This window comes from Roseovarius sp. Pro17, assembly GCF_035599575.1.
Taxonomy (GTDB): domain Bacteria; phylum Pseudomonadota; class Alphaproteobacteria; order Rhodobacterales; family Rhodobacteraceae; genus Roseovarius.
Genome location: NZ_CP141179.1, coordinates 871,403 through 886,292, shown reverse-complemented (window position 1 = coordinate 886,292; position 14,890 = coordinate 871,403). Strand labels below are relative to the sequence as shown.

Annotated in this window: 18 protein-coding genes and 1 pseudogene; 16 read left to right on the top strand and 3 right to left on the bottom strand. The window is 60.7% G+C overall.

The window, feature by feature from the left end; genetic code table 11:
• Nucleotides 1-207 precede the first annotated feature (207 nt).
• The 8 genes from U3654_RS04305 (at nt 208) to U3654_RS04270 (ending at nt 7,859) form a co-directional block, all read left to right on the top strand.
• A complete protein-coding gene (locus U3654_RS04305; protein WP_324754128.1) occupies nt 208-981 on the top strand; it encodes a serine acetyltransferase in 774 nt (257 codons plus the stop codon).
• Complete coding sequence (locus U3654_RS04300) at nt 978-1,862, top strand: VOC family protein (protein ID WP_324754127.1); 885 nt, start codon at nt 978-980, stop codon at nt 1,860-1,862. Before U3654_RS04305 ends, U3654_RS04300 begins: the two co-directional genes overlap by 4 nt.
• A gap of 15 nt (nt 1,863-1,877) precedes the next feature.
• Complete coding sequence (locus U3654_RS04295; protein WP_324754126.1) at nt 1,878-3,020, top strand: amidohydrolase; 1,143 nt, start codon at nt 1,878-1,880, stop codon at nt 3,018-3,020.
• On the top strand, nt 3,020-3,928 hold the full coding sequence (locus tag U3654_RS04290; protein ID WP_324754125.1) for a LysR family transcriptional regulator: 909 nt from the start codon (nt 3,020-3,022) through the stop codon (nt 3,926-3,928). The genes U3654_RS04295 and U3654_RS04290 overlap by 1 nt, the downstream gene beginning before the upstream one ends.
• A gap of 110 nt (nt 3,929-4,038) precedes the next feature.
• Nucleotides 4,039-4,947 (top strand): NAD(P)-dependent oxidoreductase, encoded by a 909-nt coding sequence (locus U3654_RS04285; protein WP_324754124.1) that lies wholly within the window; start codon nt 4,039-4,041, stop codon nt 4,945-4,947.
• Entirely contained in the window at nt 4,944-6,467 is a 1,524-nt protein-coding gene (locus U3654_RS04280; protein WP_324754123.1) for an aldehyde dehydrogenase family protein, read from the top strand. Before U3654_RS04285 ends, U3654_RS04280 begins: the two co-directional genes overlap by 4 nt.
• Nucleotides 6,468-6,558: 91 nt before the next feature.
• Nucleotides 6,559-7,380 carry a DUF3100 domain-containing protein gene (locus U3654_RS04275; protein WP_324754122.1) on the top strand — a complete coding sequence of 274 codons (822 nt, stop codon included), beginning with the start codon at nt 6,559-6,561 and terminating at the stop codon, nt 7,378-7,380.
• 2 nt (nt 7,381-7,382) lie between these two features.
• Nucleotides 7,383-7,859 carry a hypothetical protein gene (locus U3654_RS04270; protein WP_324754121.1) on the top strand — a complete coding sequence of 159 codons (477 nt, stop codon included), beginning with the start codon at nt 7,383-7,385 and terminating at the stop codon, nt 7,857-7,859.
• Nucleotides 7,860-8,401: 542 nt separating this feature from the next.
• Here U3654_RS04270 and U3654_RS04265 read toward each other — a convergent pair.
• Nucleotides 8,402-8,662 carry a DDE-type integrase/transposase/recombinase gene (locus tag U3654_RS04265; protein ID WP_324754120.1) on the bottom strand — a complete coding sequence of 87 codons (261 nt, stop codon included), beginning with the start codon at nt 8,660-8,662 and terminating at the stop codon, nt 8,402-8,404.
• A 993-nt stretch (nt 8,663-9,655) separates the two neighbouring features.
• On the opposite strand from U3654_RS04265, the gene U3654_RS04260 reads away from it, so the two are divergent.
• The 8 genes and pseudogenes from U3654_RS04260 (at nt 9,656) to U3654_RS04230 (ending at nt 13,143) form a co-directional block, all read left to right on the top strand.
• The gene (locus U3654_RS04260; protein ID WP_324754119.1) at nt 9,656-9,982 is read left to right on the top strand and encodes a metalloregulator ArsR/SmtB family transcription factor; all 327 of its coding nucleotides are present in this window, start codon (nt 9,656-9,658) and stop codon (nt 9,980-9,982) included.
• 71 nt (nt 9,983-10,053) lie between these two features.
• Nucleotides 10,054-10,629, top strand: coding sequence for a glutathione S-transferase family protein (locus U3654_RS04255; protein WP_416384581.1), 576 nt, complete (start codon nt 10,054-10,056; stop codon nt 10,627-10,629).
• The gene (locus U3654_RS04250) at nt 10,626-11,054 is read left to right on the top strand and encodes an SRPBCC domain-containing protein (RefSeq protein ID WP_324754117.1); all 429 of its coding nucleotides are present in this window, start codon (nt 10,626-10,628) and stop codon (nt 11,052-11,054) included. The genes U3654_RS04255 and U3654_RS04250 overlap by 4 nt, the downstream gene beginning before the upstream one ends.
• 113 nt (nt 11,055-11,167) lie before the next feature.
• Complete coding sequence (locus U3654_RS04245) at nt 11,168-11,389, top strand: hypothetical protein (RefSeq protein WP_324754116.1); 222 nt, start codon at nt 11,168-11,170, stop codon at nt 11,387-11,389.
• Between the two features lie 56 nt (nt 11,390-11,445).
• Nucleotides 11,446-11,760 (top strand): hypothetical protein, encoded by a 315-nt coding sequence (locus tag U3654_RS04240; RefSeq protein WP_324754115.1) that lies wholly within the window; start codon nt 11,446-11,448, stop codon nt 11,758-11,760.
• Between the two features lie 87 nt (nt 11,761-11,847).
• Nucleotides 11,848-12,264 (top strand): annotated as a pseudogene (locus tag U3654_RS04235) (MAPEG family protein).
• Nucleotides 12,265-12,297: 33 nt separating this feature from the next.
• Entirely contained in the window at nt 12,298-12,648 is a 351-nt protein-coding gene (locus U3654_RS20450; RefSeq protein ID WP_416384580.1) for a GFA family protein, read from the top strand.
• 69 nt (nt 12,649-12,717) lie between these two features.
• Nucleotides 12,718-13,143, top strand: a complete 426-nt coding sequence (locus U3654_RS04230) for a hypothetical protein (protein ID WP_324754114.1) — start codon at nt 12,718-12,720, stop codon at nt 13,141-13,143.
• Nucleotides 13,144-13,326: 183 nt separating this feature from the next.
• Here the strand turns inward: U3654_RS04230 and U3654_RS04225 are convergent, their stop codons facing one another.
• Complete coding sequence (locus U3654_RS04225; RefSeq protein WP_324754113.1) at nt 13,327-14,424, bottom strand: MBL fold metallo-hydrolase; 1,098 nt, start codon at nt 14,422-14,424, stop codon at nt 13,327-13,329.
• Nucleotides 14,425-14,461: 37 nt separating this feature from the next.
• A complete protein-coding gene (locus U3654_RS04220) occupies nt 14,462-14,872 on the bottom strand; it encodes a DUF4345 family protein (protein WP_324754112.1) in 411 nt (136 codons plus the stop codon).
• Between the last annotated feature and the right edge of the window lie 18 nt (nt 14,873-14,890).

Sequence of the window (14,890 nt, the reverse complement as noted above, 5' to 3'; positions counted from 1 at the left end):
TGATAGCAAACGCTCAGCAGGTATCTGATCCACAAGGGGACGACAGGATCGTCAAAAACGTCCCGCACAATGACCTTTTCCGGGCGCGAGCAAGGCCGAGGCTAAGCGTTCGCCCAGTGGCAACGCTGGCAGGTAAAATTCATGCCTTGCCCGCAGCACCCGATTGGCCGACCATGCAGGCCCGCGCCCCGTGAAGAGGATATTGCCATGGCCGCTTCGCCCCTTTTGAGACAGGCACGTGCGCTGTTCATCGAAGAGCCGGATCTGGTCATGTTCTTCGGCTACGATCCCGAGGGTATCGAGACCGACGCCGATCTGTTGGCGGGCGTGCTGGCCGCCTGCATACCGGAGGGTCCGGCGCGCCGTAGGCTACGGGCGATCGCGGCACAAATTTTCGGCGACCATCCAGATGCGCGCACCGCCGCGCTGGATGATCTAACCGCGACCGCAGGACGCGACGCCGATCCGGGCGGGCGCGCCGCGACGTTGCATTTCGCGGGTGGCTATCACCTGCTGCTATCCTACCGGCTGACCCATACGCTGTGGCACGCGGGGCGCCGCCCGCTGGCGCTGGCGCTTAAGGGTCAATTCACCCGCGCGTTGGGGGCCGAGATCTGGCCACAGGCGCAGATCGGGCGTGGGATCTGGATTGATCATGGCATCGGCGTCGTGATCGGGCAGACCGCCGTGATCGAGGATGACGTGAGCCTTTGGCATGGGGTCACGCTGGGCTCCACGCTTGCGGATCTGAGTGACAGCCGCCATCCAATCATTCGGCGCGGCGCGACCATTGGCGCGGGTGCCATCATCCTAGGCGGGATTGAGATCGGCGCAGGCGCCGTCATTGGGGCGGGCGCTGTCGTCACCCGCCAAGTGCCGCCCGGCGCGCTGGTCACCGGCCCCCGCGCCGAAGAACGAATCCGTCGGCCCGGCATGTTCGCCGGGTTTCCCACACTGGCGGCGCTGGAGGAGCGGGAATGACCCTGACATTGGATCATCCGCTGATCTGCGTGCATGACCTAGAGGCGGCACGCGCCACCTACCAATCGCTTGGCTTCGCGATGAAACCGCCGGGGATGCACCCGTGGGGCACCTCGACCGCGCTGGTGATTTTCCGGAGGCAACTGCTGGAGTTGGTGAGCATAGGCGACGCCTCCTTATTGGACGGCTACGTCGCAGGCAATTTTCGTTTTGGCCGCCATATTCAGACGCATTTGGCTGAGCGCGAAGGCGTGCCATTGACCGCGCTGTGCAGCGACGACGCGGATAGCGACGCCGCCCTTCTGGCCGCACGGGGGGCGCAATGTGAGGGGCGCATCGCGTTTGGGCGCGACGTGGTGCACCGCGATGGCACACCGGACCGCACGGCGACGACCTTGCAGATATTCACCCGTCCCGGACTGGACCGGTTGGCGATGTTCGCCTGCCAGCAGCACCGGCGTGATTTGATCGAATTCCCTGAGTGGATGGACCACCCGAACGGCGCGATTGGCTGTGCCTCGGCGACCATCCTCGCCGCGCCCGGCGATCAGCCTGCGGTGCGCGATTGGCTGACGATCTTGCACGGTGGGGACGCAGTGCAGGACACTGATTGGGGCTTCTCCGTGGATACCGGGGGTGGGATGTGGCGCGTTACAGACCGCGACAGCGCCGCCGCGCTGTTCGGCCCCCTGCCCGACGATCTGGCGCCGGATGGTGCGCCGTCGGTCGTGTCTCTGGACATCGTGACGCGCGACATTGCGCTGGTAACACCCTACCTTGAGGCAGGGCAGTTCGCCTATCTCCAGATCGGCGATACATATGTTCTGACACAGACGGGCCGGCTGGGCGGGGTCCTCCTGACTTTGCAGCAGGCCGGATGAGCGAAAGGCAAACGCATGTTCGACAGCACCCATATCGAAGAGGCGCTCGCATGGCGTCATGACCTGCACCGCCACCCCGAGCTTGCGTATCGGGAAACGCGCACCTCCGACATGATCGCCCGCCTCTTGGATAGTTGGGGCTGGCAGGTCATCCGCGGTCTGGCGACAACCGGCGTCGTCGCAACGATGGGGGATGGCAACGGCCCGCGCATCGGCCTGCGCGCCGATATCGACGCGCTACCAATCCATGAGGTGACGGGGGTGGATTATGCCTCGACAATACCCGGCATGATGCATGCCTGCGGGCATGACGGGCATACCTCGATGCTACTGCTGGCCGCGCGGCAGATCGCGGCCGAGGGCGTGGCGGGCGGCACCGTCACCCTCATCTTTCAACCCGCCGAAGAGGCCGAGGCCGGTGCACGCGTGATGATCGAGGACGGGCTGTTCGACCGCTTCCCCTGCGATGCGGTCTATGGCATCCACAACTGGCCGGGGCTGGTGCCGGGCCGCCTGGCGGCGCGGGACGACGCGATGATGGCGGCCTTCGCCGTATTTGACATCGCCATTTCCGGCAAGGGCGGCCACGGCGCCATGCCCGAACAAAGCGACGGGGTCATCGCCGCGGCCGCGCGTATTGCCGCCGCCGCGCAGGAGATCCCGGCGCGCGATCTGTCACCGCTGACCGCAGGCGTTCTGTCGATCACGCAGATCCATTCGGGATCGGCCTATAACATCTGTCCCGACCGCGCGGCGCTGGCGGGCACGGCGCGCTGGTTCGATGCAGAGGCGGGCGACATTCTGGAGCGGAGGCTAGGCGAGGTCGCGCAAGGCATCGCAACCGCACATGGCTGCAAGGCATGTATCGACTATCAGCGCCGCTACCCCGCTACGATCAACACTGCTCCGGAGGCCGCAATTGCGCGCGAGATTGGTGATGCGATGGGGCTAGATACCACCATAGCCGACCCAAGCATGGCGTCCGAGGATTTCGCCTTCATGCTGCAAAAGGTGCCGGGCGCCTATCTGTGGCTGGGCGCGGCGCGGACGGGCGACAATCCGGGGCTTCATTCCGCCAGTTATGATTTCAACGATAAAGTCCTGCCGATCGGCGCAGAATTCTGGGTCCGGCTTGCGCAACACGCGACGCGCGGTTGATGGACGCCCTTGACCCACGGTTTTTGCGCGAATTCCTCTGCGTCGCGCAAGAGGGGTCGATCAGGGGTGCGTCGGCTCGGTTGAACGTCGCGCCCTCCGCTATCAGCCGCAAGATCACCGACGTCGAGGCGCGGCTGGGCGTGCTTCTATTAGAGCGTAGTGCGCAGGGCGTGCATCTGACCGATGCCGGGCAGATGCTGCGCGAACATGCGTTGCACCAGCAGGACGAGCAGGCATTTCTGTTGGATCAACTGGGCCGCTTCGGCAAGGGCGAGGGGCGGCACGTGCGTATCGCCGTTGGCGAGGGGTTTACCGCCGATCTGATGCAGAACGGCCTGTCACCGCTGGCCGCAGCGCGTCCTAATCTGCGGTTTCGCATAGATCAGGCGGGCACCGACGCGCTACAGGATCGGGTCGTGCTGGGTGACGCGGATATTGGCATCGCCTACAACCCCTCCCCGTCTGAGGCGATCCGATCGCTTGCCGTGGGGCGCCAGCCGCTCTGCGCCATTGTCCCCACAGGCTCGCCGCTGGCAGGCCGCGTCTCAGTGCCGCTGGCCGAAGTGTTGCAACAGTCGGTCGGTTTGCTGGACAGGCGCCATGCGATCCGCGCATTGGTGGGGCGGGCGGCAGGCGATCAAGGGCTATTGCTGCACCCGCAGATCGAGACCAGTTCGATCACGCTGCTGATCCGCTATGTCTGCGCCGGGATGGGGGTCACGTTCCTGCCGCGTTTTTCCGTGTCGATTCAGGCAGCGCGGGGCGAGTTGGCGATTGTCCCGGTCGAGGAGGCTTCGTTGCAACAGGTCAGCGCGCATCTGATGGTGCGCGCACGGCGGCGCCTGCCGAAATCGGTGGAACTGACAGCGGAATTTCTGGCCCGGCGTATGGTGGCATTCCAAGGCTAAGTGGTGTTGCGTTCAGCGCAACGCACTGTACCTGCTTTGCGCTCTATTTTTGCGCGCCCCCGCTCTGGATAGTTTGGTCGGATTGCACTCAAGCCAGCAAGGGGGCCACGATGCCCGACACACAGCAAATACGCACCGGGATCATCGGCCTTGGCGCCATGGGCATCGGCATGGCGCAGAGCCTGGCCGCCAAGGGTTTCGCCGTTGCGGCATTTGATTTGTCTGATGGCGCACTGACACGTGCCGCCGAGGCCGGTGCCACGACTGTGCCAAGTGCGGCAGACGTGTTCGCAGCCGCCGACATCATCGTGCTGTCCCTGCCTGCTTCCCATCATGTCGAAGCGGTGATTGCCGATGCCGTCGACGCTGGCCATCTGGCGCACGGCGCTGCGCCTCGGATCGTGATCGACACATCGACATCCGAGGCCGAGATCAGCCGCAAACTGGCGGCGACGCTGGGCGATAACGGTCACGGCTTTGTCGATGCGCCAGTGAGCGGCGGGCCTTCCGGCGCTGCTGCTGGCACTCTGGCGATGATGCTGGGCGGTGCCGATGCTGATGTTTCCCGTGCCATGCCAGTGCTGGAAGCTTTGGGGCAAAAGATCATCCACGTCGGCCCGAGCGGCGCGGGAAATGTGGCAAAACTGGTCAATAACATGCTGGTCGCAAGCCATATGGTCACTACGCTGGAGGCTATCCGGCTGGCCGAGGCATCGGGCGTCAGTGCTGAGGATGCCCTGCGCGTGATTAATTCGGCCACCGGGCGTAGCGCGATCAGCGAAATCCATTATCCGACTTGGGTACTGCCGCGCAGTTTCGACAGCGGGTTTTCGACAGGGCTCATGCGCAAAGACGTGCGTCTGGCACTTGAAATGGCGAAGGCCAAGGGCTGCGCGCTGCCGCTGGCCAATCTGGTGGCCGATCTGTGGAGCGAAGACCGCTCGGGGCTGAGCGATGCCGACGATTTCATGCTGATGGGCGATCCGCAGGCGGATCGGTTCAGGGGAGAAGACGAATGACCGACATTTCGAACCGCGTTGCTGAATTGCTGCAAGAGTTGCTGGGCGCCTCAAGCGTGCAAAGCTACGTCGCGGGCGGATTCCTGCCCGGCACCGGCGATGAGTTGTCCCTGACCGATCCGGCAACTGGCAACGTTTTTGCCACGTACCGCGATGCCGGTGCGGATGTCGTCGCGCAGGCCGCAGACGCCGCCGAGGCAGCGCAGCGAGAGTGGTGGGCGAAAACCGCATCTGAGCGGGGCCGCGTCATGTTCGAAATAGGCCGCCAGATCCGCGCCCATGCCGCGCCCTTGTCCGAGCTGGAGTGTATCTCGACCGGCCGCCCTATCCGCGATACCGGCGGGGAGCCGGGGCGCATGGCCGAGATGTTCGAATATTACGCGGGCTGGTGTGACAAGATCACCGGCGACGTCATCCCGGTGCCCAGCACGCATCTGAACTATACCCGCCACGAACCAATTGGCGTCGTCGCGCAGATCACCCCTTGGAACGCGCCGCTGTTCACCTGCTGCTGGCAAGTAGCGCCCGCGATCTGCGCAGGAAACGGCGTGGTGCTGAAACCGTCCGAGCTAACGCCACTTAGCTCGCTGGTTATAGGCGTCCTGTGCGAAAAGGCGGGCGTGCCGCGCGGTCTGGTCAACGTGATCGCTGGCGCGGGGCCGACTAGTGGGCAGGCGATGATCGACCATCCGGCAACGGGGCTGGCCGTATTCGTCGGCTCGGCGCAGGCGGGCAGCGCCATTGCGGCGCGGGCGGCGCTGAAGCCCATGGGGGCGGTGCTGGAACTGGGTGGCAAATCAGCCAATATCGTCTTTGCCGATGCCGATATCGACCGCGCCGTGGTCGGCGCACAGGCTGCCATATTCGCCAGTTGCGGGCAAAGCTGCGTCGCAGGCTCCCGCCTATTGGTGCAGCGGTCCGTGCATGACGAGGTGGTCGAAAAACTGACTGTCGCCAGCGCGCGCATCCCGGTGGGTATGCCCACCGATCCCGAAACGCAGATCGGCCCCGTCAACAACGCCGCTCAATGGCAGAAGATCGACGCGATGGTGCAGGCTGCCGCCTCGAACGGCGCCCACCTTGCCACGGGCGGGGCCAAGCCAGACGCGCTGGCGGATAGCGGTGGCTACTTCTACGCACCAACGGTGCTGACCGGCGTGACACCGGACATGGCCATCGCCCGCGAAGAGGTGTTCGGCCCGGTCCTGTCGGTCCTGACCTTCGAAACCGAAGAAGAGGCCGTCGCGTTGGCAAACGATACACCCTATGGACTGGCCGGGGCGGTCTGGACGCAGGATGTGGGCCGCGCCCACCGCATGGCGGCAAAAGTCCGCGCCGGGACTTTCTGGGTCAACAGCTACAAAACGATCAACGTGATGTCACCCTTCGGCGGCTTCGGGCGGTCGGGCTATGGCCGATCCTCGGGACGCGAGGCGTTGGCGGCCTATACGCAGACCAAGTCGGTCTGGGTGGAGACGGCGGAAAACCCGGTTATCGGATTTGGCTATGCGCCGGGCTGACCCATAAGGTTGCCAAGTGGCTCGGGAAAAGATCAACTGACACAAGACGACCCATGTGCCCGGTACGGCACGGAAAAAAGGGAGGGACGAAATGCAACGAACCATGGAGATTGTGCTGGATTGGCGGCTGCACATCAGCGTGCTGATCATCACCGTCATCAGCGAATTGATCGGCGTGATTGTCGTGCCTATCGGCATCGGATCAATCCTGCTGCTGCCGCTGCTGTATGCATTCATTTTGGGGATGCTCATCAACCCCAACGTGATCAAGCGTGCAGGCGTCTGGATCAAGGACAGTGACGTCAGTGCCGCGTCCCCGCTGATCGTGATCGCGATCATGCCCTTCATCGCCAAATTCGGCACGATCATCGGCCCCCAAATGGAGCAAATCATCGACGCCGGCCCTGCCCTTCTGTTGCAGGAACTTGGCAACCTCGGCACGATCGTTATCGCCTTTCCCATTGCCGTTCTGGTGCTGCGGATGGGCCGCGAATCCATTGGGGCGTGTTTCTCGGTCGCACGTGAGCCGAACATCGCGATCATCGCCGACAAGTACGGCCTGAAAAGCCAGGAGGGCACCGGCGTGATGGGTGTCTACGTGATCGGCACGCTGTTCGGCACGTTTATCTTTGCCATTCTGGCGTCACTCCTATCAACGGCCGGGATTTTTTCTATCGAGGCGCTTGCGATGGCCTGCGGCATCGGGTCCGGCTCGATGATGGCGGCCTGCACAGGTGCGCTGGCGACCGCAGTGCCGGAGATGAAGGAACAGATCCTTGCACTCGCCGGCGCGTCCAACGTGCTGACCTATGCAACCGGCATCTATCTGGGCGTCTTTGTTGCCCTGCCGATCACCGAAAAGCTCTACGACCTCTTGGGTCGTAAGGACGCAACCATCAAGGCGGGAGAGTGACCATGAACACGAGCGAAACCCAAATGGACCCCACCGCCGAGCGCAAGCTGAGCCTCTCGGCCCACGCGCTGGTGCTGGTCATCATCTGCGCCATCGGTCTGGTCGGTAACACCGTGGCGACGGACATTCCCATCGCTGACGGGTTTGTCGGACTGATCGTGCTTTACGTGATCTCGATGGTCGGCCTTGTGCTGACCGAAATGGTCCCGATCAAACTGCCATCAGTCGCGTGGATCTCACTTATCGGCATTCTGGCGACCCTGCCATGGACACCGGGCAGCGAGTGGATCGTGGCGCAGGCGACGAACGTGAACTTTCTGACGCTGGCGACGCCGTGCCTGGCCTATGCGGGTATCGCCATCGCAAAGCAGGAGATCGATATTGCCAAATCGTCGGGGTGGAAGATCTTCATCGTCGCTGTGCTAGTGATGACCGGAACTTATGTCGGATCGGCATTCATCGCCGATCTGTTCCTGTAGGGCGCTTACCTGTCGCCAATTTAGGGGGCGTGCTGGTGGCGCGCCCCTTTTTGCGTTTGGGTCCTTCTGCCGGTATGCAGGCCGCGCTTGAGTTGCATCAAAGGCAGAAAAACGCGGCCCAAAACATTGCTTAATATTATCTTGCTGACCATTGCCCCATTCTACGCGGGCGGCATCAAGGCCATCGCGGGGGGCGGCGGTTTCCTGACGACGCCACTGACAAAACCGACGATCTGCCGAACTAACTGAGGCTCCCCCTTAGAAGTGGTCCTCCTGAAAACGGGATAGACATATCCCAGTGGGTGGACCACTTCTAAGGGGGAGCCTCAGTTTCTTACCGCGTTCCGCGAAACGTCCCGGTGGAGCATCCTGCGCCCTGTATCTGGTCTCTACGCGCGCCAACTGGGACTGGTGCATTGTTGAGGCATGGTCGAGGTTGGTTTCTTGAGCCGTCCATCAGGCTGCCGCAGTGAAGAGTTTCCGGACGGCTCTGTTGCGTTACTTCAGCTTATCGATAGTGATGGCCACATCGGGGATGATGCTCATGCAGCCGTTCTGAACAGACCCGCGACAAACGCGATTTCGTTGAGAACGCCGGGCTCGTTGTTTGCGAAGTGGTCCTTCTTGATCGCGCGGTATGTTTCGATACTATTGAACGTATTTTTCGCGGCGGTCAGGCTTCGGAAGCCGCGCTTGGGCCAGAGCAGTTGCTTCGCGGCACCATCGTCGCCTTCAATGCGATTGTTCAGATGCTTGCGATCGACGTGTTGAATCGCATTGTCTGGTTCGCAACCCAAGTTCATCTCCCTAACGTCCTTGGCTTAGCTATGGGCCTTGTACACTGCCCGGCAGGATATTGCACAGCAATAGCCCGAGAGGGGGTGACGATCGTCACCGGTTTATAGCAACGCAACGTGTCGCAGGCCTGGCGCATGAAGGCTTGCTGCTTTTGCGTTTCCTCATGCTGTCAGACGAAAATCGATTACTCGACCGTTTTGATCAACAGCCCGCCATAACTAGCACCACCGGCCGTTCACACGCATATAGGTTTCGTCTACATACCACTGCATGCCGCGCCATGACCGGTGACGGCCATATGCAGGTTTGCGCATCTCAGGTCCGACATTTTGAACCCAATGATAGATAGTCGCGGCATCAACAGTGGTCCCGCGTTCAGCGAGTAAGTCGCGCACATCCCAGTACGACAGCCGGTATCGGCAGTACCAGCGCACCGCCAACAGGATAATCTCTTCTGGGAAACGGTGATGTTTGAAGGGAGTGCGCCGCATCATCGGGAACCTCTCAGACTGGTGTGCTAATGGTGACAGAATTGGCAGCCGTTAACGCAACAGAACCGTTTTTCTGGGCGTCGCATGTTCTGGCCTTGGTCGCGAAGCAGATTTTTCCGAACGCTGGTAGTTTTATCGCCATGGAAACCGGGTTTCTTGTCTTGCAATGCGGCTTTTTCGCCTTGGCGCTTGGTCTGATCTATCGGGGCGTCGAATGAACAAGCCAGGCTTCGCCTGCGTCAAATGCGGTGGAAGCGCCGTTTGAGACTGTGTGGGAGAGTTGGACAGCCATAGCGCAGAAATGTTGAACAGCAGCAAGGTTCCACCTTGTGCCAGTTCGAATACGACGCAGCGAGGCAGCTCAACTCAGACCGATCGTTCGCGCCATGAGCAGAGAACGGCCGGACCGAGCCCTTCCCTGACAACCTGATCCGAGTGGAAGAGCTTGACTCGGCAGTTAATTTAATTTTTAGTTAATTAACGAATATTATAAACAAGAGAAGATCCATGTCGCATCTGCCCGCCACCTTCGCCGCTCTCGGAGACACCACACGCTTTGCCATCGTTGAGCGGCTGCTGAGTGGAGGGGAGTTGCCCGCGGGGCGCCTGCTGGATATCGGCAACATTTCGGCCCCTGCCATCTCGCGTCACCTCAAAATTCTGCGTGAGGCTGGTGTTGTGGAACGGCGGATCGACAAGCAACGCAGGCTCTATTCGGTGCGACCCGAAGCGGTGCAGGCCATCACCGCCTGGACGATGAGCTACCGCGACTTCTGGCAGGGCAGTCTGGATCGGCTCGAAGCGGCCATGAACCGGGACGGTTCAAATCCATGAGCACCTCAGGCACTCATCTCTATGAATGGCCACCCACGCGGTCCCAGCGTGCAAAATGGGTGCTGTAAGAACTGGGTGTCGACCATGCCAGCCATCTCTTTGACATGGGCAAGGAGCAGCAAAAAACGGCAGAGTACCGCGCCATTCACCCACTGGGTGTTGTTCCGGCTTTGATAACCCCAAGTTATACGATGTTCGAATCCGTGGCGATCGTGCTGCAACTCTGTGACGAACACCCGGAGGCGCAGCTGGCCCCCGCTGTCGGCAGTCCGCAGCGGGCCGCCTATTATCAGTGGAGTGTGTTTGCCTGCGCGGAACTCGACCCGGCCATCATGATGTATTTCGACAATGCCTTGCGGCCTGTGGATTTTGGCGGTGCGCGGGACGATGCCTTGGCCGCGCGAGGGCGTGAAGGTTTCAGGGCGCGGGCAGATATCCTCTCGGACCATCTTCGCGACCGCGACTACCTTCTCGGCCCGCAGTTCTCTGGCGCGGATATATTGGTCGGCCATAGCTGCTTCATGGCGACGCATACTGAATTGATCGGCGATCATCCGGTTTTAGAGGCCTGGCATGCGCGGCTGACGGAGCGACCGGCTTACAGGCGCGCCTATGCGACACCCGAACAAGAAGGACCGCGCAAATGAGCACTCTCACACTTGAACGAACCTTTCCCCATCCTCCAGAGCACGTTTTTTCCTATCTGACAGAACCTAAAAACCTGCTGAAATGGTGGAGACCGGAAAGCATGAGCATGAAGGAACATAACCTTGATTTCTCACGTCCCGGCCCGTGGTCCTCGACCCTGATCAATGCGGAAGGCGGGTTGCACAAGATGAGCGGAAACGTCGTCGCCGTCGATCCGCCGCGCTCGGTGGAATTTACCTGGGGCTGGCATGACGATGCGGATCAGCGTGGGGCTGAGAGCCGCGTGCGGTTCGAGGTGCATCCGGCCAAGGGCGGGTCGCTATTCCGGTTGATCCATTCCGGCCTGCCGAGTGACGAAAGTGCCCAGAACCACGGCAAGGGTTGGACTTCGACCCTGAAGAAACTTGAACGACTGCTAAGTTGAAACCTGAAGTAAGGAGAGTAGCAATGCCACATTTCATTTTTGCCTATCACGGCGGAAGCATGCCCGACACCGAGGAAGAAACCGCCAAAGTCATGGCCAAATGAGGCGCCTGGATGGAAAGCCTCGGCAAGGCCATCATTCACCCCGGCGCGCCCGTGGGCCAATCGAACACGGTCAGCCCGTCAGGCGTTTCAAAGGATGGCGGCGCCAACCCGCTCTCGGGCTTTACGCTTGTCGAAGCGGTTGATCTGGCAACCGCGACGGATATGGCCAAGGGCTGCCCCGGTCTGCAAAACGGCGGCAGTGTCGAGGTGGCGGAGATGATGCACATGTAACAGACGCCTGCGATCCGGACGTTTCGCGCCCGGAAATCCGATGAGGAGGAACGACCATGCCCAACTATATCCTTGCCTATCATGGCGGCAAAAAGCCGGAGAGTCCCGAAGCGGGTCAGAAGTTCATGGCGCGGTGGCGCGAATGGTCCGACGGCTTGGGCGATGCCAGCATCGAAAAGGGTAAACCGGCAGGCATGTCGAAAACCGTCAGCGCGGATGGCGTTGCAGATAATGGCGGGTCGAACCCGTTGTCCGGGTATTCGATCGTGAGAGCGGACAACATCGACGGCGCCGTCAAACTGGCCCAAGGATGCCCGCACCTTGACCACGGCACGATCGAGGTTGCCGAACTGATGGACATGGAGATGTAGGGTTGAAATTCGGGTGAAGGCAGCGGGCGATACAGGATTGTCTGCTGAATCCACATCCAACCTCAACACACCAAGAACGGCGATCCCATGGACGTCCTGCCCATTACCGCAACAATCGCGGCACTCCTCGCAATTCAGATGTTTATCCTCACGATACTCGTCTCACTCAGGCGGGTCTCCTTGGGTAAAGAACACGGTGATATGGCCAAGTTCCCATATCAGGACGGTGGCGACCCGATCTTGCAGCGGCGCATGCGGGCGTTCGGGAATTTTGCGGAATATGTTCCGATGTGTCTGCTGATGCTGGCTTTGCTGGAATTCAATGGCACGTCCGACGGGCTTTTATAGAGTCCGGGCCTCGCCTTCTTCGCGGGTCGTGTCCTTCATACCGTCGGCATGTTGGTCAACCCGCACTTTCCTGTCCCCCGTGCCATCGGAGTGTTTGCGACCTATGCCGTACTGCTGATCGCTGCCTGCATCATCTTGTTGGCGCAATCCGGGTAAGGCTGGGGGAACAAGCCGGTAAACTGCGTCAACCTGAAAGGAAACGCGACGCCCGATCCTCAATCCGGTGGGTGCCTCTGCGGCAAGACCCGCTACACGCTGACCACCGCCCCCGAATACGCGATCCGCTGTTATTGCCGCGATTGTCAGCATATTTCGGGTGGCGGGCATGCGCCGCAGGTCGCCTTCAAGCGCGGCGGCTTTGCGTGTTCCGGTCCGCTGAAAACCTATGGTTTGAAATCTGCCGCGGGCAACGATGTCGAAGTCGGGTTTTGCTTTGAGTGTGGATCACCGATCCGAAAGACGACGAGCCTGCAACCGGGCATCGTCTATGTCCTCGCGGGATCGCTGGACAATTCGGGCGAACTTGTCATCGGGAACTAGGTATTCGCAGAGCGTCGCCAGCCATGGGATCAATGAGCTATTATCCGGGCCAATAAGCAGGAGTGAGATATGAACGGTGATAAAACAACCAGTGTGCATTGGAGTTTCTGGGTCATCGCGGGCCTCGGCCTGATTTGGTATGCAATGGGCTGTGTGAATTTCTTCATGCAGATGAGTCCCGATATGCTGGCGTCATACCCCGAGTCTCATCGGGTGATTGTCGAAGGGAGGCCGGTTTGGGCCACGGCGGGGTTCGCCTTGGCTGTGTTCGGTGGTGCGCTCGGCTCGCTATTGCTTTTGCTGAGGAAATCGGCGGCCTTCTACGTATTCATCGCGGCGCTGGTGGGTGTGATCGTGCAACTGATCCACTCGCTCAAATCTGGCGCGGATCTTAGTGCTTTCGATATGCTGTCGATCATCCTCATGCCTGTGGCGGCGGCAGCATTTTTCATCTGGTATTCAAGATATTCCGCAAGCAAAGGCTGGATCAATTAGCCGGGTTCAATGGCAACTCCGTCCCGCCCGTTGTGAGTTCGCCTGCTGCGGGCTGAACGGCGGCTCAGCCGAAACCGGCCGCTCGTGACTAGCGCAGATAAGGTCAGGACGGAGCCCTGAAGCTTTCGGCTGTGAAGCACCCGGACCAAACTGCGGTCCGGGAACCCGTCAGGAGGCGCGGCTTCAATGCATGATGTAGTAAAGGATCGCCGTCTGGCAGTGGCTGTCGGCATAGACGTCGACGACCGAGAGCCGCTCTGACCAGTGGTCGATGATCTGTGCCGCACATGCGCCGCGCATTTCCTCGATCGCCATGCGATAGGCCAGATTGTCGTTTACATGTCCGATGGCGGCGGAAGCCTGCTCGATCCTGGGGACCATGGTCTCCATCTCATGTAGGACGGTATCGCGCACGTCGTAGGCATACTCTCGGTTGTCGATCACGTCCTGACGGGTGCCGAGGATCGAGATATGACCGGGCAGCAAAAGGTTGAAATCGTAGGCGAGGAGAGTATCGAACAGCCCCAGATAACGCCCGAAATCGGCTGTCGCACCGAAGTTCATGAACGGCACCTCGCCCGGTGTGATGGTGTCCACCGCGATCAGGAACTTCAGGGCGGGGATATAGGCAATAACGTCCTCATCCTCTGAATGATAGGATGCGGTATCAAGCCTTATTTCGATATCCCCGATGGTCAGATCAAGTTGGTCTTCGAACGTGCGGGTCGGGGTGATGACGCCTGAATAGGCATCACCGACCAGACTGTCGGCGACCCGCTGCGAGGTGATGATCTCGAGACCCGGCACATCTGCAAAGACACCGGAGCCACCCATGTGATCGGCATGGTCGTGGCTGTAGATGAGGGTGCTGATCTCCTTGCCCGGTGCGCTTTCTGCAATCGCTGCGGGCAGTCCTTCGGCAAATGTCCTCGGCGCATCGAAGACGACGATGCCAGATCCGGTGACGAGGAAGGCCGACTGGTATACGCCGTCCGTCACGTAGAACAGACCGGGCTTGATCTCCTGTACTGCAAGACCAGTGGCGGCGTCGAGCGCAGGCATACGTGCAACTGTTACGGATAGTTCAGGGGCGAAGTTGCCAAAGTATGTTGGCGAGGCGGGGTCAATGCTGACCGCGTCGCCCGTATGCTGGGGGGACGTTTGATCAGCCATCGCGGGGCCGCCCAACATCAGGCAAGCAAGTGCTGTCTTTAGCGAAGTGCTGATGCGGCGTCCGATCTGGCTTTTTGAGCCGACAATAGAAGCTGAAAAAAGTGACATGGGATAGTCTCCTGGTTTGAGGTTCAGTTCAGGATGGTCACGCGACCATTGGGTTTAGGGTCCGCATCGCGCGGATGAGCACTGCGGCGCAGGCTGCTGCAAGGGCCAGTTCAATGCCCGCGATCCACACCATCTCGGCGTTTGGAACGCCGTCGGCCAGAAAGCTCAAAATGCGTGCCCCACCGTACGTGCCGTTGATCAGGACAAGGGTTGTCAGTGCGAAGGTTCGCAGCTGGGTGATCGCGGCTGCAAGCAGTGCGAGGAACCCGGCCGTGAGCAGGAAGCCCGCAGCGGCTTTCAACTCGTTCTTGAGTGCTGTTTGATTGCCAAGCTCGATCCCCGTGCCAGCGTAGAACGCGACCGGATCCATCTGGATGTAACCACCGATTATCAACGCGATGGCTCCTACGACAAGCAGCACGATTATTTGCGATATTGGATGTGTCATTGTTCATGTTCCTTTGTT